This window comes from Bradyrhizobium sp. 26S5 (assembly GCF_036923295.1).
Lineage (GTDB): Bacteria > Pseudomonadota > Alphaproteobacteria > Rhizobiales > Xanthobacteraceae > Bradyrhizobium > Bradyrhizobium septentrionale.
Map to the genome: position 1 here is coordinate 5,387,648 of NZ_CP145948.1, position 22,928 is coordinate 5,410,575.

Genomic DNA, 22,928 nt, shown 5'->3' on the forward strand with positions numbered 1-22,928 from the left:
TCGATCGCGGCTTTGAAGTCGGGCCGCGGTCGAGTTTATAATGGCCGCGTCGACGTAACCGAGACGTGCATAGCCGATGCACGCTCCCGGGTTGCCGCGTGTTTGGAAGCAAATCGCATCCTTCGGGGCCATCGGCTTTAGCCGAGACGCCTCTTCACGCGCTCTGCCAAGAGCCGCCGCCCGAGCTGCGGCCGGAACTTCGGACATCGCAAACGCGACTCACTTTTGGCGCCAATTTCTCGGCGTCTCTCTCTCTGGCATGCTGGAAGGCATGTGAAGCTTACCCTGGGCAGCATCCCCCAACCAACTCGCCCATCGATCGGTGAATTCTTCGGGGTCGAGTCGTTCGATCGGCCACGCAAGCTGAAATTCAGCCAATCCATTCCACAAGGCCTGCGCAGAAATCTGGCCAGGCTCCGCCAGGAACGGGCTATATGGATTTGTTTGACGTGAGAGAGGCGTCATCATAAACGCCATTTCTACCCACTCAAATCGGTCACGCTCGAAAGCGTCGCAATACCACAAGGAGTGGCTCCGCCCCAAATACCCGTGATCATCTGGTGTCACGCGACTTAAAATGACTCCGGAATGCGCGACGACGTCAAACGCTGGCGCCTCCCAAAGCCATGGATTGATCTGCGTCCGATTTACAGCGGCGAGCTCGAGTTTCGCGGATCCGAGATAAATCGTGATCCCGTTCTTTTGGTTATAGTATGTCGTTTTTGCACTCGGAGCGGTGTCTCGTACAGCTTGGAGCAACTCCTCTTGCACGCCCCTCAGTATCGACGATCCCGCCGCCCAAAGGCCCGCTCGCGTCTCCCGAACTTTGAGCTCCTGAAACTCCAATCGTTCGCTTTCGCCCTGCCGAACAACTTCATGCAAGTGCGCCTCAGCCAACTTTGCAAGTCCGCCCGATCCTTGCTGCTGCTTCGAGCCCTCGAGACGGGCCAGTAGGTTTGCCGGCGAAGGCCGGGCACCGGGCGACTTGAAGAGCATCTCAGCGACGAGCGCACGTATACCAGCCGCGCCGCTCTTGAGCCTCGGCACGTCCGAATCCAGATGCTGCTCTCGATAATCTTCAGTAAAGGGCCCTCCGAAGGGAAGCGCGCCATCTAGCATTTCAAACGCAATTAGACCCAGCGCGTACACGTCTGCCGCGCCGGTTGCGCGTTCCATTCTCCAACGTTCCGGAGCAGCATATGCTGGCGAGAAGGCATACTTCCGGGTATCAGGCGCCGTTGTCGCCTCAGCGTAGCGCGAAATGCCAAAATCGGCCAAGCACCAATGACCGTCCAACAAAAGCACGTTCTCAGGTTTCAGATCCCGGTGGACGACCTTACCGTCGAGATCGGAAAGCGTCGCAGCGATGTCGAGCAAAATTGAAATCGCGTCGAGTGGCTGCAGCGTTCCATTTGCCAGAAGATGATCCCGCAGCGATTTCTGCGCGCGCGGCATAAGGAAGGCCCAATACTGCGTCTGATTGGTGCTATCTTCGTACTCGCCGCTGTCTAGGATCGGAACGACATAGCGTGCACCATCCAAGTTGACAAACAGAAGCTCCCGTTCTGCACCCGGGGCCTCTGGGACCAACTTAATAACAGCATTTTTCCCATCGGCATTTGTGGCTTCATAAACCTTGCCGAAGCCGCCGCCGCCGATCTGCACGCCTAAGGTCCATTGATCGCTTAAATTGACAATCGACACGAAAAACACTCGGTTTGGTTGGTGGGATCGATCGAATGCTACCCTCGCGTCCATCAAAAGCCAATCCCGCTGGGCTTATACGACCCCTATTTCAAGCGCTTTGCCATGACCCGCCACCCGCGCTACGGCTTCGATCACGGTACCGATCCCGCGGCGGCGGCGCGGCATGACGATCAACCTGCGTTAACTCACGATTGAGAAATTAGCCGCCGCGACCGTGACTGCCGTTGCGCCGTTCAACCAGACCGCCGTGTCAGTGTCGATTTGGACGACGAAGTAGGCTCCGTTTTGATACGAGTGCGACAGGACATCGGCGAAGGACGTGAAGCCAGACCCATTTAGTTGAACGACATCCGTCGCGGCATTCCAGTCCTGCACCACCTGGACGCTCGGTACATCGTTGACGACGTATGTGTCGGCACCAAAACGGGGTGTCCCGCTCCCGTCAAAATAGTAATTCACACCCGTGCCGCCGTCGAAATAATCGCTGCCGGGGCCGCCGATCAGGACATCGACGCCGTCGCCGCCGTACATCGCGTCGTTACCGAAACCGCCGTAGAAATAATCGTTGCCCGAATATCCGTAGAGAACATCATCGCCGGCGTCGCCGCTGAAGACGTCCACCGCGGCCGATCCGATACCCACGTCGTTGCCGTCGCCGCCATAGACGGAGCCGCCGCCGGAAGGCATGTACAGGTAATCATTGCCCGCGTTGCCTTCGAGAAGGTCGACACCTTGATCACCGATCAGGATGTCTGCACCTTGTCCGCCGTAGATGCTGTCGTTGCCCAGTCCACCGTAGGCCATCACGGTTTCGTTCATCGACGCAGTTCCACTGACAACGATGGTGTCGTTTCCGTCGCCGCCCTGGATGAGTATGAGGCCGCCTAAGCCTGTGGTGCCGTCATAAATCGTATCGTCGCCGCCGCCGCCGTCGATCGCTGATCCGTACCCCGTGATGACGTCGTTTCCGAGGCCGCCATAGGCGCTAGCAATGTTGTAAGCTCCATCCCAACCCGCTGAGATCGTATCATTGCCGTCGCCACCATAGGCAATGCCGCCCGATGCTTGGATCGAATCGGCGCCGCCATCGCCGTAAAAACTGGCGTCAATTCCACCCAGCGTATCGCTCCCCTCGCCACCGTAAATTATCGATTGAATGCTGGAGTTGAGACTGTCGTTTCCGTTTCCGCCATAGACGACGCTTCCTAACGGAGCGGCGAGCGTATCGTTGCCGTCCAGACCATAAAAGACGTCCTCACCAGCGGCACCCGTGCGGTTGTCGTCGCCGAGGGTGCCGACATAGGTTGTCATCGCAGACGCTCCCTGATTGTTGATTTTTACCGAACCCGCGCACTTGCAGTTGAGGATATCGGCCGAACAATAATCAACGGTTGCGTCTGTGAACAGTCCCGCACTTCATAAGACTTTCGGTCCATAGACGGCGTGATTCGATTATGCGGCAAGCAGACGTCCTCTGGGGACAAAGTGCCGGGTTTAGACGCTCTGCCACGACCCGCCGCCAGAGCTGCGGCCTCGATCACGATATCGCTCTCGAACAGGTGGCGCGCCTGAGGGCTGGTCACAGTGAATGCTGGCCAAGTGCGTCCGCGTTACGCGCGACGATCATACCGCGTCAGCTCACGATTGAGAAATTCGCAGCCGTGACTGTGCCCGCGGTAGCGCCGTTCAGCCAGACCGCGGTGTCGCCATCCACCTGGACAACGAGGTACGCGCCGTTCTGGTACGAGTGCGCGAGCAAGTCTGAGAACGATGTGAAATCCGAACCGTTGAATTGAATCGTATCTAGGCTCGACGTCCAGTCCTGAATGACCTGTACGCTAGGAATATCATTCGCGACAAAGACGTCATTCCCGACACCCGTGCCCGGGCCGCCGCCGTCACCGCCGAAATAGTAGTTCACCCCAGTGCCGCCATCAAAATAGTCGTTGCCGGCACCGCCGATCAGGACATCAACGCCGTCGCCGCCGTACATGACATCGTCGCCGGTGCCGCCGTAGAAATAATCGTTACCTGCGCTGCCCATCATCGTGTCATTGCCAGCCTCGGCAATCATGACGGCGTTGCCTTGGGTCGCTACGAACACGTCATTCCCGGTCCCGCCGTACGCTGTGCTGCCGTTGCCATTAGACAAATAGATGAAATCGTCCCCCGCATCGCCTTCAAGAAGGTCAGTCCCTCCGTCCCCAATGAGCGTGTCGTTACCGTTGCCGCCAAAGAAAGTGTCGTTACCGAGTCCACCATAGCAAAGGTCGTTTCCGTCGCCTCCGTATAGAAGATCGTTGCCGTCTCCTCCGTAAAGAAGGTCTTCATTGTCGCCGCCATACAACCCGGCCTGTCTTCCCGTGGCTTTGCTGGTGCCTCCGGCAACGATGATAGCGTGACCGTCCTCATTGCCATCGCCGCCGTAGAGCGTATCGTTTCCCAGGCCGCCGTGGAGATAATCTGCTCCTCCTCCTCCATACATCAATAGTGGGACGTAGATGGATGATCCGAATTGATCGTCCATTGCATCATCGCCGTCCCCGCCGTACATGGACTCGACTCCCTGGTAGAAAACGCTGCCAGAAATCCAATCGTTGCCTCCACCACCATCAAATAGGCCACCAGCATTACTGCCGGAGAGCGGATACAATACGTCGTTGCCCAAGCCACCGTCTAAATAGACGAAGCCTGCGATCGTCGTTCCAAGGTCGTCGTTACCGTTCCCTCCGTATAGGCTGCTATAACCAGGGTCGAAGAATACCGGCGTGACAACATCGTCAGCATCAGTCCCATAAAAAGTTGTCATCCTAAAATTCCTTCTTGCTCTACGTACCGTAGCGCCACCTTGAATTGCGCATAGAGTATCTTAACAACTGAAGCCCCAATGGGCTATAAGGTTTGGAAACCAAGCGGCAGTTACACGCTCTGCCACGAGCCCCCGGCAGAGCTGCGGCGTCGATCGCGGTAACTCTCGCGCGGCGGCGGTGCGCCGGCAGGCTGGTCGTAGTGGATGCACATTAGACCGCAGGCGTCCGCGCCAACATTGAGAGCAAGCCAATCAAACCTTGCGGAAGGTGCGGCATGGGCGAAGAGTACATGACCGACCGGAAGGGGCGGCGTGTCCGCTTGCTTCACCCTGCCCCGATCACCTCCGAAGGGCAGACTGAGATTGGTTGGGACGTTATCCGCACTGCCCCGCGCGATCACATGCAGATATCCTTTCAGCACCGGCGGAAAGGTATTATGGGGGACTGACGCCAAATGAAGGTGGACGTAGACAGCTGCAACGACGCCCACCCTGACGCCGAGCCGATTCAGATCGTGTTTGACTTCACTATGGACCTTGCCGAGTTGGAAGCTGCCGACGAGGCGGCCTAGCCCTTTTTGCGCCAGCGCGCTTGGGCCGCGAGCCTAGCGGCTTCCGCCCGTTGCTCAGGGGTCATGTTCGAGGCCCGGCTAGCCCCACTGCGAGCGCGCTCAGGGGTAGCGTCCCGAACGTCGTCCGGCTTTTCGCCAGTAGCGATATCAATGATTCGCTTGGCGAGCTGGTCGGGGTCTCTAGGAAGCTTGGGGTCATTTCGCATAACCCTGCGATCTTAGCCAAATTATCTTGCGGTTCCCATCTATCCACTCGCGGGCGTCCTCGTTGCTTGTGAGGCCGTTGATGATACTGATTTCCGCCCCCGGGATACTGGCTTCAATCTGCCAATTGCCCTCGGCGATCCGCTTGGGAGTAAAGGTGACACGAGGAGATTTGCTCATGCCCCCAATATGGCTTGCAAACTGTCAACTTTCCAACCAATAACTTTGCCACAATCAAACTGACCCACTACCCACTTGAGTGTATCCGTCCGGTGAAGGCCGCCTTGCCGAATGAAGCGGGCTGATAACACTCAGAAAGACCCCAAGAGCTGGGTTTCCGGCGATGACCCCATGACGAGCGCCCAGGAATCCTACCTCAAGACCCTCCCCAGCAGGCGCATAAGCCGGTCCCTCGCCCGGCCAATAAGGCTGAAGATTCCGAGGAAGTCGACAAGCTGAGGGATAAGGCCGGACTGGAGAGCTAGTCCTTCTTGAAACAAAACCGCGCCGGGTCTCCTCGCACGTGTGTGCGAGGACGAAGGCCTTCGTGCCTCTCATACCCCACCGACATCAGAAGTCTCACCATCTCCTCATCGTCGTCAGCCAGCGCGGCCCTGTAAAATTCGAGGTTGTTAAGTTCGATGCCCACATCGCCCCCCTCATCAGGAGCATCACGCGCCCTCCAGGAAGGCCGCGCGTCGATCGCGGATCGCTTCCCGCGCGCCAGGCGTCAGCGTAGGAGGCCGAGGCGCTGGCAAGCTGGTAGCGCACGCCGGCGGCGGCTCGCGGCCTTCCATCATGGCGCGGAGCTTGGCCTTGTCCGATCGCGTGAGAGACCAGCCGCCGGCGCCCCATTCGGTGCTGACGACGATCCCGACCTTTTCGAGCGCGGCCCGCACCTTGACCATTTGCACGTCAATCAGCTTCATTTCCGGCTTGTCGCACTCAGGCCGAGCGCCAAACAACACCGTGAACATGGCCTCACGGCCGGCAACTGCCCGCTTGAGCATGAAGCCGACCATTTCGCATTGCTGCGGCGTAGCATCGAGCACCGTCAACAGCCGCGAAACGTCGTCATTGCCGACGCCTAGCAGCGCCTCTAGCTCCTGTACGCGATCCTGCAACTGTTGTTCGGTTTGGCTCACGCGATCTCCCTCGTTTTGCGGTCGACGGTGCTGCACTCAGCGTGAAAATGGGCGCTCGCCGCCGACCAGGACGCCCATTGAATTGGCCTCATCTCGCCGTGAACGAACACGGCGTAAAATTCGTTGTCGACGCGCGCCGGCGACGTCGAGATTTTGACCAGGGCAACACCGTGGAGCGGTCCGCGCGTCATGATGCATCCCCGAGGTTCGCCGGGATCGGAGCCGCGACCAGCTCAATCCGAGTGACTTCCGACTTGATCGGGCCGCCGTCCGCGCCGGTGACCTCTTGCGTGATCTTGTCGCCGTACTTCCTGGGCGCGAGGCGAGCCGCCAGCCATTTCCGGCTATCGACCCGAAGCCTCGACCGCGCGATGACGTCGTGATCGGTCATCACGTTGCCATCGTCATCCCGGTAGGTGTCGTTACGGCCGTCGTCGGAGATTTCGAGGATTTCTTCCGCCAGGAGGTGCGCCCGAGCTTCCACCGCGCGCGCGTATAGGTCCGAGAACTCTTTGTGCGCCGCCAGCCACAGGAACACGGTCGACCGAGCAGGCATGTCCTCATCCTTGCAGATGGTGCGCAGGCTTTCGCCTTCGGCCATCCGGTCGCAGATCAGGGCAGCGAGTTGGAGGGAGTAGTCGGACGGACGAGCCATAAGGGGACTTACTCGCCCCCGTTGCTGAATTGGCCGACTTCCCGCATGAGCGCATCGGCCTCGCCTTCTACCGTCGTTGCGAGCTGGTCATGAGCATCAGCGGCCTGTTCCATTTTGGTCAGGGCCGCGTCCATCTTAGTGCTGGTGTTCTCGACCTTCTGGCGGATCGCGCGAAGGCGGGTTGAGAGTGAACCGCCAGCATAGTCGGCGCCGGTAACGCTCATGGTTTTTTCTTTCAGTTGGTCGGGGATGATCGAGACGGCCGGGAGCCGCGTCGCGTTGCGGATTGCGTCCTCTATGTCCTGGTCGGAAGCGAACGCGCCGACGCTGGCGCTCGTTCCACCATTGGCCCAGGTGAGGTGCTGATAGCCGGCCGACAGCGCGAGCGTCAGCGTTTCGATGTCGGGCACATCAGCCATTCGGGAGCGCAAATCAGCGATGCTCATACGAGTAGAAGGCCGCCGATTTGCTTAATTTGCCTATTGGAAAGCGAACAGTCTTCCGATTTCTCGGGATAACTCTCACAACAGCGGCAGCACAGCGATCGAGATCTGCGAACCGCGAAACGTTTCTGCATCGTTGCGCGAAACGTTTCACTAGTGTGGTTGGTGCGAGAAGCGCGGGAGCCACAGCGTTACTTGTGACCGTGCGCCCGCTGGACGATACGAAGTCCGCCGCGAGCAGGGGCGCATCAGGTCCTGCTGAACGGGGCCAAAAGCGCTTCCAATTCCAAGCTTTAGCGGCCGGTCTTACTGCGCCGTTGGAAACTCCCGGCCCTGCGCAAAATTGACATCCCAAGTTCGCTGGCGGGCGCGAGCAAAAGGGTCTTATGCAAACATCTGTGTGCGCTCTGGGAAAATCGCACGATACCGCATGGCGTATTAGGAGACTTGCCCGATGTTGGTGGCGTTACTCCCCAACACACAGGAGGCAAGATGGCTATCAGGAAAGTGCTGCGGCTGCCGGCGGTTCTAAGTGCCACCGGATGGGCGAAGCCGACACTCTATAGGAAGATTGCTGAGGGAAAATTTCCCGTCGGCAGAAAGCTGGATCCGGACGCACGAGCGGTTGTCTGGTTTGAAGATGAAGTCGAGGCCTTCCAGAGCGCCGCAGTCGCCGCTACCGAGGTGGCCGCCTGATGACGGAGCCACACGTCAATCCGACCCGCCTCCACCGTGAAAACCTAGAAGCGCGCAAGCAGCAGCGTGACGACGAGCCCTGGTTCGCTGCTGAAATCTTCATGCAAGCGTTTCGTGATGACGCGATAAATAAAAATCGCCTAGCAAGCATTCGCGCGTTCTTAGATGATCTCGATGTTCACGACGTCCAAGGCGCTATGGAAGCAGCCACCGGCAAAATGCCGTGGAGCCGAGACAGAGCGTTCCGCTACTTCTGCGGCTCCTGCTGGAACAAGATCAAACAATCAAGCACGCACGCCGGCGCCAGAGCTGCGGGGGCGCTAGCTTGAGCCTGACACCGAAAGACTGGAAAACGTTCCAACACTACAAAGAGCGGCGGCCGCCGTGGATCAAGCTGCATCGGCCGCTGCTCGACAACATCGACTTCCAGCGCTTGCCGGTTGCTAGCAGGGCGCTAGCGCCCATGTTGTGGCTGTATGCGGCCGAGTATGAAAACGGCGTCATAACCGAGACGCTCGACGATATCGCGTACCGACTTCGCATGAGCGTTGAGGACTTCAACGAAGCGCTCAAGCCGCTGTTGCAAAAGGAATTCTTCTGTCTGGAGCAAGGCGCTAGCGATCCGCTAGCAGATTGCAAAATTGCTTCTGCACTAAAGACAGAGACAGAGGCAGAGAGAGAGACAGACACTCGGGCGAAGAACCGCCCGGCGAGCGCGCAAATCGACCTTGAGGAAGCGATAGCGGCCAAGCGTAGCGCTGAGCCGTCGCGCTTCGATGAGTTCTGGCAAGCCTATCCTCGCCGGGATGGTCCGAACCCGCGCAAGCCGGCCGAAACCAGATTCAACTCGCTGGTGAAAACCGGGCTGGATCCGGCAATGCTGATCGCAGCTGCTGCGAAGCTCGCGGCCGATGAGCAGGCGCGCGGCAACATCGGAACGCGCTTCATCCCGCAGGCCTGCACCTGGCTCAACCAGCAGCGCTGGTCGGATCATGCGGCCGTCGCGGCCCTTGCCGAAGCGAAGGGCACGGCCATTAGCGAATTGCAGCTTGAAAGCGCGGTGAAGTTCTACGCGCGGACGCGGGTTTGGTCTCGTCATGCTGGTCCGGAACCAGGACTGTCCGGATGTCGAGCATCACCCGAATTGCTCCAAAAGCACGGACTAGCCCCAGATGGTCGCAAGCTGCCCGACGTCGTCGCTGCGTAACATGCCCAAACACTCGCAAATCATGGAGATTTTTCTTTAGTGGGACGTACTCGAACCATTGAGCCCGGCGACATCACTCCGACCGAGGCCGCCAAAGTGATGGGGCAGGATCTCGCGCAGTTCAAAGCCAGCCTGCCGGCATTGCTGGACCGCGGCTTTCCTCCGGCGGACCCCACCACCGGCAATTTCGCACTCGACGCCATCATGATTTGGCGCCGCGCCCGCTTTAGGCGGCTGTTTCCGGACGTCCCGGAGTTGACGTCGACTCCGCGCCTGCGCGATGCTCGCGAAAAGCTGGGCTGAGAACACGGCCGCCATGGGGCGCGATAGCATCAGGTATTTCGTCTACTCGAAAGGCCGCTGGAAATGGCAGCCGACGAAGCCCATGCGCGCCCATGGGTTTTTCACGGTCAAGATGGGGCCAGGCGGCCCCGGCGTCGACAGCAAGGGGTATCCCACCGCCAGCACCGAAGACAAAATGAAGGCGGTCGAATTGAACGCCGCGTGGGATGCTGCGCGCTTTGGTCTCCCGGCCCCGCAGAAGCGCGTAGAGATGTCACCCAAATATCCCCCCGGAAGTGTCGGGGACGGCTACCAGCGCGCCATGGCGATCCGCAAGGCGGCCAGACTAGCGAAGGGCATTGTCTGGACCAACGAGCAGGTGAAGCGGGATAGCTGGCCGCGCGCGTGGAAGTGGCTTGAACCGAAATTCGCGGACTGTGATCCGCGCACCATCACGCCGGAACACTTCCTGCGTCTTGATCAGGCAACCGGACAACCGGCCGGCCTTGTCGTTGAGATCGAGAGCAAGGTTTCCGTCACCGAGCGTTTCATGGTCATCAAGGTCTGGCGCGCGCTCTGGAAGAAAATGGGCGGCATGAAGTATTGCGACCTGACTGCCGACCCCGCGAAGACGTTCCCGAACACGCCACCGAAGCCCCGCGATCAGGTGTGGTACCGGAAACAGGTATTGAAGCTGGTCCAAGTCGCATGGCGGAACGGTTATTACGGCCTCGCGGCTCTTATGGCCGTGGCTTGGGATAGCCAGCTCTCGCCGATCGACACGCGCAGCCTCAACTTCGAAAAGGCGCGGCTCGATAATGTCGGCGTCTACTTCGCGCTCGATCGCGCGAAAACCGGGCGCGCGGCTGCGGCGACGCTCTCGGCATGGTCACTGGCGATCCTGCGCGCCTACCTCGCGAAGCAGTTCAGCGGCGCAAAGCTGCTCGATAAAACGCCCTTGTTCTGGACGCGCGGCGGACGCCCCGTGAGCCGAAACGGCGAAACCGGCCAGTGGGGCGGCGATCACGGCGGCGGCAGGCACGTCCCTTCCCGGCCCTACACCAAGAGCAGCGCAAACCAGGATTTCGCCGAGGTCCGGAAACTCGCTTTCGGGCCGTCCGAAATGCGCCAGCTCCAGGATATGCGGCGTTCCGGCGCGGTAGAGGGTGACGTCGGCGGCGCCACTGTGGAGGATCAATCCAACAAGATGGCAAACACGGTCGACCGCAACGAGAAGCTGCGCGAGACTTACAACCCGGTGAACGTCGTGAGCGCCCGCCGTTTCGACCGGGCGCGCATCATCGGGGCGAAGCTGCTTGAGGAACAAAAAGTGGCAAAAAGTATTTCTGCCACGCCCCAAGAAATACTTTTGGGGACCGACATTCCAGCTAAGTTATTGAAATAACTGGCGCGAGAGACGGGACTCGAACCCGCGGCCTCCGCCGTGACAGGGCGGCGCTCTAACCAACTGAGCTACTCCCGCGGATGCCGATCATCGGATTGATCCGCGCAGGACCGAGGGCATAAAGGGCCGCATCCCGTTAGTCAAGGACGTTCCGGATCCCTGCACAGCACGGGCATTTTTGCGCTCGAGGCCCGAGTTGTCGGCTGTTTTCAGGCAAAACGGCGTAGTCAGTAAAGCCCCGAATCAACTAAGGCCTGATAGGTCTGGGTTTCCTGTGGCCGGCCCGGCGCTGCCCGTTCCCAGAATCGGCGGTTTCAGGATTTTTTCGGACGCACTTTTCGCGACGCGAACGGCACGCCATTCGCGCGAAAGTAGCAAGCAATCCAGCCATTCAGCAACGAGGAGGGCCAGACATGGCGAAGAAAGCAGCGACACCGGCGACGATCACGCTGAAGCACCTGGCGGCGGCCATCGCCGAAGAGCAGGAGCTCTCCAAGAAGCAGGCCGAGGCGATCCTGACCGACATGGTCAACCGGATCACCAAGCACCTCAAGAAGGGCGAGCGTATCAGGATCGTCGGGCTCGGCATCCTCCAGGTCCGCAAGCGCGCCGCCCGCATGGGCCGCAACCCGGCGACCGGCGAGCAGATCCACATCAAGGCGAGCAAGAAGGTCGCCTTCCGCGCCGCCAAGGAGCTGAAGGAAGCCGTCTAAGGTTTCGTACTCTCTCCGTTAAGACAAAGCGCCATTCCGGCTCGCGACGCGGCCCCGGAGTGGCGCTTTTCTGTTAAGCTCCCTATTCTGGTCCCCACCCCTGCGCGGTCTTCATGCTGGCACCGGCTCTCGACTTCAAGCACACCGTCACCGAGCGCTTCCTGCGCTATGTCGCGATCGACACCCAATCCGACCCGGATTCGCCCACCACGCCCTCGACCGAGAAGCAGAAGAATCTCGGCCGCCTGCTGGTCGCCGAGTTGCAGGCGATGGGCGTCGCGGATGCGCATCTTGATCCGCATGGCTACGTCTATGCGACGATCCCGGCCAACACCGGCAAGACGGTGCCGGTGATCTGCTTCTGCTCGCACATGGACACCTCGCCCGACTGCACCGGCAAGAACGTCAAGCCGCAGGTCGTGAAGAACTACCGCGGCGGCGACATCGTGTTGCCGACCGATTCCTCGCAGGTGATCCGCGCCGCCGAGCACGAAGCGCTGGCCGACCAGATCGGCAACGACATCATCACGACCGACGGCACCACGTTGCTCGGCGCCGACAACAAGGCCGGCCTCGCCGAGATCATGGATGCCGCGCATTTCCTGATCACCAATCCGCAAGTGAAGCACGGCACCATCAAGATCCTGTTCACGCCGGACGAGGAGATCGGCCGCGGCGTCGACAAGGTCGACATCAGGAAGCTCGGCGCCGATTTCGGCTACACCATGGACGGCGAGACCGCCGGCCATATCGAGGACGAGACCTTCTCGGCCGACGGCGCCAGCATCATCATCGAAGGCGTCGCGACCCATCCGGGCTTCGCCAAGGGCAAGATGGAGCACGCGATCAAGATCGCCGCCGCGATCGTCGATCGCCTGCCGAAGGACCACTGCTCGCCCGAGACCACCGAGGGCAAGGAAGGTTTTCTGCATCCGGTCGCGATCTCCGGCGCGCTGGAGAACGCGCGGATCGATTTCATCGTGCGCGATTTCACCGAGGCCGGCCTGAAGCAGAAGGAAGCGCTGCTCGAAGCGATCGTGCAGGACGCCATGAAGGCGTATCCGCGCTCGACCTACCGCATGGAGGTCAAGCAGCAATACCGCAACATGAAAGAGGTGATCGATCGCCACCCGCAGATCGTCGCCCACGCGATCGAGGCGATCGAGCGCGCCGGCCTGACGCCGGTGAAGACCTCGATCCGCGGCGGCACCGATGGTTCACGGCTGTCCTTCATGGGACTGCCCTGCCCGAACATCTTCGCCGGCGAGCACGCGTTCCATTCGCGGCTCGAATGGGTCAGCCGGCAGGACATGGAAAAGGCCGTGCAGACCATCGTGCATCTGGCGATGATCTGGGAGGAGCGGGCCTGATCAGGCCCGCGCCGTCACGATCCAGATCGCGCCGGGCAGCGGCACGGCATCGCCCTTCGCGAACGGCGTGAGTGCCTCGCGCATCGATGCGATGGCGGCGGCGCGCACGTCGTCCGGGTGCCCTTCCAGCGCACGGCTGGCCGGCCCGATCTCGAGCGCGCCCTGGATCGCCGCATCCATGCCACCGCCAACAGCGACGTCGAGCTCGACCTTGCAGGGCTCCATGGCAATGCCGGAGAAGCCGGCCTCGCCCAGGATCCGTTTCACCCGCGCCTCGGACGCAAACGAAAACGGTCCGGGATCCTCGGGGCCGAGCTGCGGCAGCTTCGGCACGTGCTTGTAGACCGCCTGCAGCGGCGCCATGAAGAACGGATTCTCGCGCGGCTCCTGCCAACAGGCAAAGGCGAGACGCCCGCTCTTCCGCATCGCCTTGTGCAGATTGGCGAACGACGCCGCCGGATCGGCAAAGAACATCACGCCGAAGCGCGAGGCCAGCAGGTCGAAGCTCTCGGGCGCGAACGGATAGACCGTCGCATCCGCGAGCGCGAACTCGACCGGCAATCCCTGCGGCGCGCTCTGCCGCGCCCGCGTCAGCATCGGCTCCGAGACGTCGACACCGAGCACGTGGCCATCTGGCGCGACTTTCGCTGCCAGCGCAAAGCTCGAGGCGCCGCTGCCGCAGCCGACGTCGACGACGCGCTCGCCGGCTTTCGGCGCGGCGCGATCGATCAAGAAGTCGAGCACCGGCTGCAGCACGATGTCCTGCGCGGCCTGCCTGGTGGCCCAGCGCTGGCCGCCCGGCCCGTTCCAATAGGCAATCTGATCGGCGTTTTGCGGATGGCCTGCGTTCATGCGAACAAAACCTTTGTTGAGAAGCTTCCGGCGAAGCTAACAGCTCGCGCGCGTCGCGGCGCGCAGCATCGGCATCACCTGATAGGTGAATCCGGCGTTGGCCTTGGTGACGGGATCGTTGGCGACGATCTCCTGCGGATCGGCATCGTCGGACGGTTGCAGCACGCCCACCCCCCAGACGCCGGCGGGATCGGCCACGGGACCGAACACCAGCGCCTTGCCGGCCCGCAGCAATTCGCCGCAATAGGCGACGTGCGCCTGCATGATCGCGGCTTCCTCAGGCGTCATGTCCTGCGGGAAGGTCGGACGCGGGCCGGTCAATTTACAGACGTAATACTTCATCGACCTGGCCCGCGGTCTCGGATTATTTGGCGGCTGCGCTCGTCGGCTTGGCCTGCTTCGGCGCAGGCGTCTTCGCAGTGGTCTTGGCGGCATTCGCCTTCGGCGCGCCCTGCCCATCGCTGCGCGCGATGCCCCAGGGGTCGGTCGGCTTCTGATCCGGCACGCCGCTGAGCGCGCGCTGGTAGGCGCGCTGCTGCCGCTGTTCGTTGGCGGTATCCGCCGGTGACTTCTCGATCTCTTCGCGATAGCGCTGCACATGGTCCTGCGCCAAGGCAGGTCCGGCAATCATGGCAAGAAAAAGAATCGCGGCGAGTTTGCGCATGCATCAGGTTCCCGGTTAGGCTGAGATAATAGCATCGCAGCGAGGTCGATTCCAAACCTGCGCGGCGAGAATGACGATGACAGGAATCATACTTTGGTCCGCAGGGGAACAGCAGTGATCGGTGATGAGCCAGTCCGCCTGCGCTCTTCGAGCTTCGGCGTGACAGCCTTCGCCCTGCGGCACCGAGCAAGTGGGATATTTCTTCGCAAAGGCTGGCCTGCCGAGCCGTAGCCCGCAGGGCGAAGGCTGGTAGGCGGCGAGAGTGTCAAGCGGCTTTGTTTTTATTCGCAAATTTTGGATTTCGGAGATTTACTCACGGTTTTACTCACGTTCCGCATCTTTGGTGCGCCCGCGGATGCCGTTTCCCTGCGCGCTCGCAGGCAAAAACGTGATTCCTGCGTCAATTAAGGCGCGCTCGATTTTCTTGACCACTTCTGCGCGCGCCGTCGCCCGGTGATCTAGGGTCGTCTCGACGCCCCCGCCTTTGATCGTTGGCGGCCCATCGTTTGCCTCGATCACCTGAATGCTCGAAATGCCGACGTCGGCCGCCTTCGCCAGATCCGCGATCGTCCATTTCAGGAAAGCCCGCGCCGCCCGGATTTGGGCGCCTGTCACTTCCATCTTGCTGCTCCAATACGCACGGGAAAACGCCCCGCTCCATGTCAGTATAATATATTACGACGTATCGCAATAAATTCCATTGACATTCGATTTGCGTCGCAACTATATTTGTTGACACAGCGACGGAATGGCCCGCCGCTCATACAGGGGAATTGACATGACATTACTCGCCCTCGCAACGCCGGAACTGCCAGGTGCCTACTTTGCGAACCGCAACGCATGGCGCGAGTTTTCCGCCAGCCGAAGCGCCTACGAGGCCGCCGTAACAGCATATGAAACTGAGACAGAACCAGCGGCGATCAGGGTCAAAGTCGCCGCAGCCAGGCGTCGCGGCTTCAACATGGTGACGGCCGAGAGTGTGCGCGACGGAGCAGCACTTGTATTTCAGGACAAGCTTCGAGCGCTCGGTTTCACGGAAGCGGATGTGCTCTGGCACACTGATTGCCGCGGCCGGCGAATGACGGAGAAGTTTGTCACCCTGCGGCGGAGCCTCGGACCAGAGCGCGGAGTGTGGCGGGGGTACTATAATCGTTGAGCGAAGCACAATTAACCAATCCTCGGCGGGGCGGCTTCCGGGTAGTGGGTCAGTTTGGAAACTGACCCCGAAATAAATCTCTTGGTTAACTCCGAGGAGCTTTGTCCGGGACTCGCCCGGAACGGGAACCTGCGCCTACACTCTCAGAATGGATTTCGCCCGCATTTTCACAACTAGCTTCATTGCTAAGAGCTTGGCTGCCGTGGCTGCCGCCATCTGCGCCGCTCTTGGCTACTACAATGATATAGGCGCCTATCTCATGGCATGGGCGCCTCACGTCACCCCGGAGATTGCTAGGCTAATTTTTTGGGCAGTATCGAGCGCCCTTCTGCTTCTACTGCTGGCGCTCTGGATTCGGGGCCGGAGACACCAAAACCTATGGGCTGAGCGAGATCAATTAGAGCTTTCCGCTATCGCCTGCCTTTCCGTTGGAAAGACGATAGATCAAAAATACGACGAAGAACCGCAATTGAGCCGGCACCGACTGCTCAAGGACGCCATCCGAACTGGCAAGCTGGAATATATAGAGTTGGGGAGCCACAAGCCCAACGTACACACCCTCGTCTCGCGCGATCAGTTGCGCAGCTACGCTAAATCCACCAACAATTCCGATCTACTGGCGCTAGTCGCCAAATGGGAGAGGCTGAATCCAACACGCGAGCCGCAGCCAGATCAGCCTAAGCCGCCCGTCAAATCCGTCGATGCCGATAAATTCGGTAAACACACCCTAACGCAACAGTTACCTAAGGACGCGCCAGCAAAACTCCTGATGCGCGGTTGGTGGCTTGATTATAACCCGGCATACCCGGAAGGAAAAAAGGAACTGGAATTCCTGGCTGATGGCACATTCGGTGAGGGAGGCAACAGCAATGAATTTAAATGGCAGATGAAGGACGGACTTCTGGAGGTTCATCGAAAGAGCAAACTTTTACAAAACAGGTTTCGCTACGATCCTCGATCAGAGAAATTCTTCTGCACGAATGATCCGGACGCGGAAGGATATAAAGATCAAGTCATTTATCGGCGTTAGCTGCCTTCGCGTCCAGCAGCCACGCTTGTGATTTCTCCCTAATCCACTCCAGCGCCTCATGCTCGCAGGCAAAGCCAAAGATGCTATCCACTTCCCCGCCTCGCCAAAGGACGCTGACCGAATGCCCCTTACCGAAGGCGTATTGCCGGACCACGAACTGATACTCCGGCTTGAAGTTTGCCAGTTCCCATTGCTCCAGCATGGCAACTAAATCGTCCATCTCCCAAAGCTTGTCAGTCACGCCAGCGGCCATCGCAGGCGTAACCTTGAGCGTCTGATGGATGCGAACGAAGTTGTAGTACATCGTATGCAGCGCAATCGCTGCGGCGTGGTTCTCAACCTTCTTTGAGAAGGCGTTCGTCAATCGCGTGAACCGGCGCATGTGCATTCGCATGGTGAGGTTGCTACGCTCGGCATAGGACGTGCTGATGTGCTTCCATTCCGGGTTGCCGCTCTTGGGCTCTTTGCGGGCGCCAATGCACTTGGCCGGGATGTAACGGACTTCCGCCTCAGGGGCAGCGCCGTACAGCTTGATGAGCATGGCGTAATCCACCTCGCCGCCAAACGCAGCATCAACGGCTTGCAGGTAAGGCGCGTGCCCATCGCTCGTTATCTGGATGCGATTGGCCAGCCTGCTTTCGAGATCATGGGTGAATGCCATAGCGGCGTCCAGATCGCGAGCGCCGAGCAGCCAGCTTACAATCAGCTTTGTGTCGGCATCGATGGCGGTCCACGTCCAAACGTCGCCAGCGCTCGCCGGAGCGGCTTTGGCGTAAACGAAGCTCCAGATTTCATCCATCTGGACGCGCTTGCACGTCAGGTTCCGAAGCGTCTTGTCCTGATAGGCGGCGCAGGCATGGCCCGCGTCCACCAGCAGCTTGGCGACCGTGTTCTTGCTGGCCCCCGTCAGCCGGGTAATGGCGCGGATCGACTGCCCTTCGCAGAGGAGGTGCAGGATTTGGGCGCGCGCCCTTCGGTCCAGCTTGTTCATGACCCTTTTTGCTTAGCGTCAAGCATATTCGTATCTTTCAATGGAACTCTAGCTAACGCATGGCTTTTCGTGCTCCTGTTGAGTGAATCGGGGCCGATATACTATTTGTGGCTGCCAGTCTAGCTTTATCGCAAAATTGTTATATTATATGTGGAAGTATCGCTGCTACGATGACGGGGGAAGGCCAAACCTTTGGCATCGCTGGCACGCGAACAATCCAGATGCGCACGGTTCACACGAATCGGTGTTCAGCGGATTGGAGACGATGGTGAATTGGAGGGAACCTTGGACCCGCTTCTTCGACAAGAAAAATAGAATTATCGAGATGCGTCTAAGTGCGGATGTGGAATGGAGGATTTGGGGATTTCATAGTGGAGCGAGGCAAGAGTTCGTCATTTTAGAAATCGGTTTTCATAAAGACGGCGTCTGGACGCCTCACGGCGTCAAGAAACTACTTCCCTCCCGAAAGACTGAAGTTGAAAACAATCCGGCAAGGGCCCCCTACTGTGACAGACCGAAACGAGCTTAAGCATTTTGCGGACAAGAAGTATCGCGACGGGTATCTGCAGTCGCGCGTGCGCGGCTATATCGCATACCAAATGCAGGCTCTGCGAGAGAAGTTTGGACTTACGCAAGCGGCGTTCGCCGAACTCACAGGGAAGAAGCAGAGTACCATCTCGCGACTGGAGAATAGGGAGTACGGCAAAGTCAGCGTACAGACGCTGCTTGATGTGGCGTGCGCCGCTGACGTGGCGCTCGTTGTCAAATTCGTCCCTTATTCAGATTTTCTGGATCAAACGCGACTGATGACACCGGAAGCGCTCCAACCCGATACGATCTATGAAACGCTTTCAAAGCTTGAACCCTCAGGGGCATCCCAAGCGCGAGGGCATGCCTCAGCGCGAGGTCAAGCATTTGCCCATGCGCTTGATCTGTCGGAACAGCAGGCACCGCGCGCCGCCGCATATGCAGCGGTAAATGATAATCTAGCCGTTGCGAGAAACGCTGGGGTTATTGCGAGCCGTGTGCCGGACTATTCGTATGAACAAAGCCGTCCGCGTCTAGTCTCATGAAAATCATCACGTATGAATCCGGTCGAGTAACGTGGCTTTTCCCCGTTGAGGAATTTGCCCCGCTTGGTGGAATTCTTGCTCAACAGCTCGTTATTGCGATCAAAGAAAGATACAACTTCGAGCGCATACCATCGTCCCTGGTTGCTGAGGCGGTAAGTAAGAATGGGCTCAAGTTTGAATCGGGCATCTTTCAGCACGACGGGCAACTGATCAACATCGTAGAATTCACCGCGTTCAGTGATGGATTCGTGGCGGTGACCAACTTAACGGAGCGTTCCGAAGCCTTCCTGGCCGATCTTGTTACTTGGCTCCAAGAAACCTTTAAATTTAGGCCAATCTCTACACCGATTCAAAGAATCAACCTCAGCACTCTCGCGGTCGAATTCGACGCGCCGCTTAGCGCAGCCCTGAAACCGAATTTGGGATTGGAGGGGCTCGTCGCAGGTGAGTTTAAGAAAATCAGCGGCAGCGATGTAAAGGTAGTTTTGGGTCGCATGGACTTCCTTGTTGAAAGACCAATGTCGGAGAGAGCTCTCCCCATCATTCTCCCACGGCTCGTTCTTGATCTGAGGGCCGGTACGGTGCCGGAGCAGCAGCGCTACTATTCAAGTGCGCCGCTCACTACATTCGATCACATAGCCGCGCTGGGGGCCATCGAAGCGAAGCTATCTGGCGGCTAGTCGCTGGACCAGCGCTTCGCGGCCGCCCTTTTGGCAATCTCAGAACGCTGCTTCGGCGTCATGGAGTCGGCCCGAGCCTTCCCGCCCTTTCGCCCCAACTCCACCGCAGCCGGGTCTTTGCCCTCTTCCTCTGGCGTAGGATCGCGGTCGGGCGTTTCGCCGGTGGCGATATCAATGATCCGCTTGGCGAGCTGGTTGGGGTCTCTGGGGCGTTTAGGATGGCCGCTCACGGGAGATAGCCCCTTACCTTGAGCCAATGGGCGCAGCATGATCATCCCACCAAATCTGACCGATCATCACAACGGCCAAGTTGGCGGCGTTGATGTTGCTGTCGGTAAAGCTCCCGGACGGGAATGGCGAGAACTGCCGAAGCGGCATTCCTACCGGGTGGAAAAGTTGGCTATTGAATTCGGCAATAGGCATTTTGAATCCTTAGTCAAACCGACCGCACGTTTTTGGCCCAGAGCTTGTCGTTGACGGCACCGTGTTTCAGTTCGTACTTCACGCGCGAGCCACTTTCCAGATTTGTCCCTGGGAGGATCTGCTTTCGATGCAAGTAGATGTCGTTGCCGCCGTGGTCCGAGTAAATGAACCCGTAGCCCAGGTCGGCTCTAAAAAACTTGACGACGCCATACTCGTCGTCCGCGCTCATGATGTCCATGCCTCGGGTCCGTGCTTCTGAGCTTCAGTCGCGTAGCGGTGTGCGATCTGAATTGCATCGAAGACAATCGGTTGCCACCGAGACGCCCCGAGCGTGGTCACTGCGCAACGAATTTCCTCCATTGCCTGACACTTGTTGAGAAATCCGGCGATGTCTCCATCTGAAAAATAGGACGCCGCGTCCACCACCAAGTGAATGCAGTTGCGCTGACGAAGCATGATTGCTGCCGACACTGGTTCAACCTCCGCCCGCTCGGCCGCGGCGACCGCTTGAAGCCGGCGGAGTTGCGGCGGGACGAGACGCAACTCCGCGCTCCAAATCGGTGGTCGTACGTCCGGACCACCGTTAGCTCGCCATTATCGCTGCTAGCTCGGCGCGACCTTCGCTGAGCAGCTTCTCGAAAAATTCATCTGGTGTGCTCGCCGACTTGGTCGGCGGCGCGAACGCTTCGGCCGCGACCCGCGCTTCACGAGGCGCTTTCTCAAGCAGCCATGCGTCGAATGCTGCCGGTTGAATTCCCGCCACATCTGCGAGTGCCGAGCTTGCCGCGCCAATGCCAGTTTCGATAAGGGCGATCGCCTCTTGCTGTTCGGAGATTGCGGCGAGCTGCGGGGCGGCGTGCTTTTCGAGGTAGCTTTTCAGAATGTTGTCGCGGACTTCCACTGTGAGACCAGAAAGCGCCGCTGGCCCTTCGAAAATCGCTTCCATCACAGTGGAATCCGACTCAGCCATTCGAATGATTTCGGCGACAGGTTTGCCTTGATTGAAACGGCGAACGTCCGACCGCAGAATGGCCGACGCGATGTCGTTTCGATCCTTCGGGACCGGCGCCAGGTTCGCACGCTGCCGGGCCAATGCTTCCTTGGCTCCGCTAATCGCACCGCGAGCCCTCGCCATGGCGGGCGCCAGAGTCGGCGCGAAGTTACGCAGTTCGTCCGCTCGACCAACGTCTGACAGGTTTTTGTTGGCGTTTGCTGCCGAGCGCTTGGCGTCAATTTCGACCAAAACGTTCAGGACGGCCGCAAAGTGCGGCTTCACTGCTTTTGCGGTCGAGTGCCGATCATAATTCGGGGACCAGCGTCGATCGAGTTCGTTGTACAGTGACATTAATTCGATTCCTGATGTTGGTGTTTCGGGATGTTGACAGTCAACATCAAGCCGCGACGAGTTGGCGACGTGCCGCAATGCGCGCGGCAATCCACTGGTCGATTTCGGATTCAATCCAGGCGACGCGCGTGTGCGAAATCGTGACGCGCGTCGGAAACTTGCCGACGCGTTCGAGGCGAAGAAGCTGTGATTTCGAGAGGGCAATGCCCTTCGCTGCAAGGGCTTCAAAGACGATCAGTGATTGCGACACGGGGCGCGGCTCCGGTTACCGCTCGCCGCAAATAAAAAAGGCCGGGCGAGCGCTTGTTGCGTTCGTTCCCGACCGTCCCGGTCAAGTGTCGGCCATCCCGGCCCCAATGGCCACATTCGACCACGGCGCGATCATAGCATGGTGAAAGTAAACTAAACCTAAATGCGCACCACTGCAGCGAATTGGCGATCGTTGCCCTCCCCATCCGCCATGGGCCCTTGTGAATAGTGCGGACAACGGCATTCCGCTGGCACTGCGTGTGCCCGAACCGTGCCACCATCCCTCGTTGATGATTCGCGAGGGGGCCAATTGTTTCGAGACCGCAGATGACAACGCTGATCGAAGAAATTCAACGTGATGCTTTCGATGAAAAAGTGACCATTTCGGCGCTACTTCGCAAAGTCAGAGCAGCCGCGGTGAAGCTGTGTCTCCCTCCTGCTGAGACGTGGGTCGAGCATGAATTGAACGGATATCCGGCGGGCGCCAAATTGCCTGACTATCGCGAACTAGCGGGGAAGCCAATGGCGCTGAATCCGTATCGCGGCTGGATACCGATCATTTTGGGTAACACTGAACTAGATTACATGTTGTCAACGTGCCCCGTCAGGCAGTCGGTCGCGTCCATCGAAGCCATACTGAGAGACACCGTAACCACCTTCGTTCAAATCCCGCTGTCTCCCGGAATGATCACACAACTAAACGATCTGATCGGTGTCTCATTCGGAACGATGGCGGTCCACATATCGACCAGTCAAGTGCATGGTCTATTGGATGCGGTTCGAAACACCGTCTTGGAATGGGCGCTTAAACTGGAACGAGCCGGCGTCAAAGGTGAAGGCTTGAGCTTCAGTCGCGAGGAACGACAAATGGCTAAGGAAGCATCGACAACAATTAACATTGGCTCGATTGGATCGATGGTCGGGAACCTTGGTTCAAACAACGCAACGGGTGATGTGAGCGCCTCTCGTATCTCTGTCGATGAAATGAAGCGGCTGACCGATGAAATAGCTCCATACATCGAGTCACTCAAAGCAGCAGGTGCGGATTCGAGACTGCTGCAGGAATCGCTCGCCGAGATCAAACGGCAATCCCAATCTGCGACGGTTGACCAACCGAAAGCACTACGCGCGGTTACCGACCTTCGAAATGCGCTGTCCGGCGCAGGCGGCAGCATCATCGCTTCCGGAGCACTTACGCTCATCGCCAAGATCTTTGGAGCCTAATTCAGCGGATAGACAATGTCAGCCTGATCAGAC

The 22,928-nt window shown here is 59.1% G+C and carries 30 protein-coding genes and 1 tRNA gene; 14 read left to right on the forward strand and 17 right to left on the reverse strand.

Going from position 1 to position 22,928, the window contains the following annotated elements; genetic code table 11:
• Nucleotides 1–219 precede the first annotated feature (219 nt).
• Nucleotides 220–1,704, reverse strand: coding sequence for a serine/threonine-protein kinase (locus V5279_RS25070; RefSeq protein WP_338688922.1), 1,485 nt, complete (start codon nt 1,702–1,704; stop codon nt 220–222).
• A 21-nt stretch (nt 1,705–1,725) separates the two neighbouring features.
• Here V5279_RS25070 and V5279_RS25075 point away from each other — a divergent pair, with 21 nt between their 5' ends.
• On the forward strand, nt 1,726–1,902 hold the full coding sequence (locus tag V5279_RS25075) for a hypothetical protein (protein WP_338688924.1): 177 nt from the start codon (nt 1,726–1,728) through the stop codon (nt 1,900–1,902).
• On the opposite strand, the gene V5279_RS25080 is transcribed toward V5279_RS25075, so the two are convergent.
• Nucleotides 1,888–3,018, reverse strand: a complete 1,131-nt coding sequence (locus V5279_RS25080) for a calcium-binding protein (RefSeq protein WP_338688926.1) — start codon at nt 3,016–3,018, stop codon at nt 1,888–1,890. The two genes, V5279_RS25075 and V5279_RS25080, sit on opposite strands and share 15 nt — an antisense overlap.
• Before the next feature lie 322 nt (nt 3,019–3,340).
• Nucleotides 3,341–4,516, reverse strand: a complete 1,176-nt coding sequence (locus tag V5279_RS25085; protein WP_338688927.1) for a calcium-binding protein — start codon at nt 4,514–4,516, stop codon at nt 3,341–3,343.
• Between the two features lie 1,067 nt (nt 4,517–5,583).
• Between V5279_RS25085 and V5279_RS25090 the strand changes: the two genes are divergently transcribed.
• Entirely contained in the window at nt 5,584–5,751 is a 168-nt protein-coding gene (locus tag V5279_RS25090) for a DUF3072 domain-containing protein (protein WP_338688929.1), read from the forward strand.
• A gap of 212 nt (nt 5,752–5,963) precedes the next feature.
• Here V5279_RS25090 and V5279_RS25095 read toward each other — a convergent pair whose 3' ends face one another.
• The 3 genes from V5279_RS25095 to V5279_RS25105 all read right to left on the reverse strand — a co-directional run bounded on the left by V5279_RS25095 (nt 5,964) and on the right by V5279_RS25105 (nt 7,511).
• On the reverse strand, nt 5,964–6,437 hold the full coding sequence (locus V5279_RS25095; RefSeq protein WP_338688931.1) for a hypothetical protein: 474 nt from the start codon (nt 6,435–6,437) through the stop codon (nt 5,964–5,966).
• 187 nt (nt 6,438–6,624) lie between these two features.
• Nucleotides 6,625–7,092: a terminase small subunit protein gene (locus V5279_RS25100; protein ID WP_338688933.1), complete on the reverse strand. Its 468-nt coding sequence runs from the start codon at nt 7,090–7,092 to the stop codon at nt 6,625–6,627.
• Nucleotides 7,093–7,100: 8 nt separating this feature from the next.
• On the reverse strand, nt 7,101–7,511 hold the full coding sequence (locus V5279_RS25105; RefSeq protein WP_338688935.1) for a hypothetical protein: 411 nt from the start codon (nt 7,509–7,511) through the stop codon (nt 7,101–7,103).
• 516 nt (nt 7,512–8,027) lie between these two features.
• On the opposite strand from V5279_RS25105, the gene V5279_RS25110 reads away from it, so the two are divergent.
• The 5 genes from V5279_RS25110 (at nt 8,028) to V5279_RS25130 (ending at nt 11,125) form a co-directional block, all read left to right on the forward strand.
• Nucleotides 8,028–8,231 (forward strand): helix-turn-helix transcriptional regulator, encoded by a 204-nt coding sequence (locus tag V5279_RS25110; RefSeq protein ID WP_338688937.1) that lies wholly within the window; start codon nt 8,028–8,030, stop codon nt 8,229–8,231.
• Nucleotides 8,231–8,560: a hypothetical protein gene (locus V5279_RS25115; RefSeq protein ID WP_338688939.1), complete on the forward strand. Its 330-nt coding sequence runs from the start codon at nt 8,231–8,233 to the stop codon at nt 8,558–8,560. The genes V5279_RS25110 and V5279_RS25115 overlap by 1 nt, the downstream gene beginning before the upstream one ends.
• The gene (locus V5279_RS25120) at nt 8,557–9,438 is read left to right on the forward strand and encodes a hypothetical protein (RefSeq protein WP_338688941.1); all 882 of its coding nucleotides are present in this window, start codon (nt 8,557–8,559) and stop codon (nt 9,436–9,438) included. Before V5279_RS25115 ends, V5279_RS25120 begins: the two co-directional genes overlap by 4 nt.
• A 99-nt stretch (nt 9,439–9,537) precedes the next feature.
• Nucleotides 9,538–9,741, forward strand: a complete 204-nt coding sequence (locus V5279_RS25125) for a hypothetical protein (protein ID WP_338688943.1) — start codon at nt 9,538–9,540, stop codon at nt 9,739–9,741.
• Complete coding sequence (locus V5279_RS25130; RefSeq protein WP_338688945.1) at nt 9,719–11,125, forward strand: hypothetical protein; 1,407 nt, start codon at nt 9,719–9,721, stop codon at nt 11,123–11,125. Before V5279_RS25125 ends, V5279_RS25130 begins: the two co-directional genes overlap by 23 nt.
• A 1-nt stretch (nt 11,126) precedes the next feature.
• Here V5279_RS25130 and V5279_RS25135 read toward each other — a convergent pair.
• Nucleotides 11,127–11,203, reverse strand: a tRNA-Asp gene (locus tag V5279_RS25135).
• Nucleotides 11,204–11,538: 335 nt separating this feature from the next.
• Between V5279_RS25135 and V5279_RS25140 the strand changes: the two genes are divergently transcribed.
• On the forward strand, nt 11,539–11,838 hold the full coding sequence (locus tag V5279_RS25140; RefSeq protein WP_165123851.1) for an HU family DNA-binding protein: 300 nt from the start codon (nt 11,539–11,541) through the stop codon (nt 11,836–11,838).
• A gap of 113 nt (nt 11,839–11,951) precedes the next feature.
• Complete coding sequence (pepT, locus tag V5279_RS25145; RefSeq protein ID WP_338688949.1) at nt 11,952–13,208, forward strand: peptidase T; 1,257 nt, start codon at nt 11,952–11,954, stop codon at nt 13,206–13,208.
• On the opposite strand, the gene V5279_RS25150 is transcribed toward pepT, so the two are convergent.
• The 4 genes from V5279_RS25150 to V5279_RS25165 form a co-directional block, all read right to left on the reverse strand.
• Entirely contained in the window at nt 13,209–14,060 is an 852-nt protein-coding gene (locus V5279_RS25150; RefSeq protein ID WP_338688951.1) for a class I SAM-dependent methyltransferase, read from the reverse strand.
• Between the two features lie 36 nt (nt 14,061–14,096).
• On the reverse strand, nt 14,097–14,402 hold the full coding sequence (locus tag V5279_RS25155; RefSeq protein WP_338688953.1) for a YciI family protein: 306 nt from the start codon (nt 14,400–14,402) through the stop codon (nt 14,097–14,099).
• Between the two features lie 22 nt (nt 14,403–14,424).
• On the reverse strand, nt 14,425–14,724 hold the full coding sequence (locus tag V5279_RS25160; protein WP_166296088.1) for a hypothetical protein: 300 nt from the start codon (nt 14,722–14,724) through the stop codon (nt 14,425–14,427).
• A gap of 321 nt (nt 14,725–15,045) precedes the next feature.
• A complete protein-coding gene (locus V5279_RS25165; RefSeq protein ID WP_338688958.1) occupies nt 15,046–15,345 on the reverse strand; it encodes a helix-turn-helix transcriptional regulator in 300 nt (99 codons plus the stop codon).
• Nucleotides 15,346–15,502: 157 nt separating this feature from the next.
• Between V5279_RS25165 and V5279_RS25170 the strand changes: the two genes are divergently transcribed.
• Together V5279_RS25170 and V5279_RS25175 are read left to right on the forward strand one after the other, a co-directional pair.
• Nucleotides 15,503–15,880 (forward strand): hypothetical protein, encoded by a 378-nt coding sequence (locus tag V5279_RS25170; protein WP_338688960.1) that lies wholly within the window; start codon nt 15,503–15,505, stop codon nt 15,878–15,880.
• A gap of 148 nt (nt 15,881–16,028) precedes the next feature.
• Nucleotides 16,029–16,910: a hypothetical protein gene (locus V5279_RS25175; protein WP_338688962.1), complete on the forward strand. Its 882-nt coding sequence runs from the start codon at nt 16,029–16,031 to the stop codon at nt 16,908–16,910.
• Here V5279_RS25175 and V5279_RS25180 read toward each other — a convergent pair.
• Nucleotides 16,894–17,901, reverse strand: a complete 1,008-nt coding sequence (locus V5279_RS25180) for an IS1 family transposase (protein WP_338688964.1) — start codon at nt 17,899–17,901, stop codon at nt 16,894–16,896. The genes V5279_RS25175 and V5279_RS25180 overlap by 17 nt on opposite strands.
• A 506-nt stretch (nt 17,902–18,407) precedes the next feature.
• On the opposite strand from V5279_RS25180, the gene V5279_RS25185 reads away from it, so the two are divergent.
• Nucleotides 18,408–18,974, forward strand: a complete 567-nt coding sequence (locus V5279_RS25185; protein WP_338688966.1) for a helix-turn-helix domain-containing protein — start codon at nt 18,408–18,410, stop codon at nt 18,972–18,974.
• The gene (locus tag V5279_RS25190) at nt 18,971–19,654 is read left to right on the forward strand and encodes a hypothetical protein (RefSeq protein WP_338688968.1); all 684 of its coding nucleotides are present in this window, start codon (nt 18,971–18,973) and stop codon (nt 19,652–19,654) included. Before V5279_RS25185 ends, V5279_RS25190 begins: the two co-directional genes overlap by 4 nt.
• On the opposite strand, the gene V5279_RS25195 is transcribed toward V5279_RS25190, so the two are convergent.
• The 5 genes from V5279_RS25195 to V5279_RS25215 form a co-directional block, all read right to left on the reverse strand.
• Complete coding sequence (locus V5279_RS25195; protein WP_338688970.1) at nt 19,651–19,929, reverse strand: RNA-binding protein; 279 nt, start codon at nt 19,927–19,929, stop codon at nt 19,651–19,653. The genes V5279_RS25190 and V5279_RS25195 overlap by 4 nt on opposite strands.
• 161 nt (nt 19,930–20,090) lie before the next feature.
• Nucleotides 20,091–20,315 (reverse strand): cold-shock protein, encoded by a 225-nt coding sequence (locus V5279_RS25200; RefSeq protein WP_338688973.1) that lies wholly within the window; start codon nt 20,313–20,315, stop codon nt 20,091–20,093.
• Nucleotides 20,303–20,620 carry a hypothetical protein gene (locus tag V5279_RS25205; protein ID WP_338688975.1) on the reverse strand — a complete coding sequence of 106 codons (318 nt, stop codon included), beginning with the start codon at nt 20,618–20,620 and terminating at the stop codon, nt 20,303–20,305. The genes V5279_RS25200 and V5279_RS25205 overlap by 13 nt, the downstream gene beginning before the upstream one ends.
• A gap of 40 nt (nt 20,621–20,660) precedes the next feature.
• Nucleotides 20,661–21,422: a hypothetical protein gene (locus V5279_RS25210; protein WP_338688977.1), complete on the reverse strand. Its 762-nt coding sequence runs from the start codon at nt 21,420–21,422 to the stop codon at nt 20,661–20,663.
• A 46-nt stretch (nt 21,423–21,468) separates the two neighbouring features.
• Nucleotides 21,469–21,672, reverse strand: coding sequence for a helix-turn-helix transcriptional regulator (locus V5279_RS25215; protein ID WP_338688979.1), 204 nt, complete (start codon nt 21,670–21,672; stop codon nt 21,469–21,471).
• A gap of 326 nt (nt 21,673–21,998) precedes the next feature.
• Here V5279_RS25215 and V5279_RS25220 point away from each other — a divergent pair, with 326 nt between their 5' ends.
• Nucleotides 21,999–22,895 carry a hypothetical protein gene (locus V5279_RS25220; RefSeq protein WP_338688981.1) on the forward strand — a complete coding sequence of 299 codons (897 nt, stop codon included), beginning with the start codon at nt 21,999–22,001 and terminating at the stop codon, nt 22,893–22,895.
• The last annotated feature ends 33 nt before the right edge of the window (nt 22,896–22,928 follow it).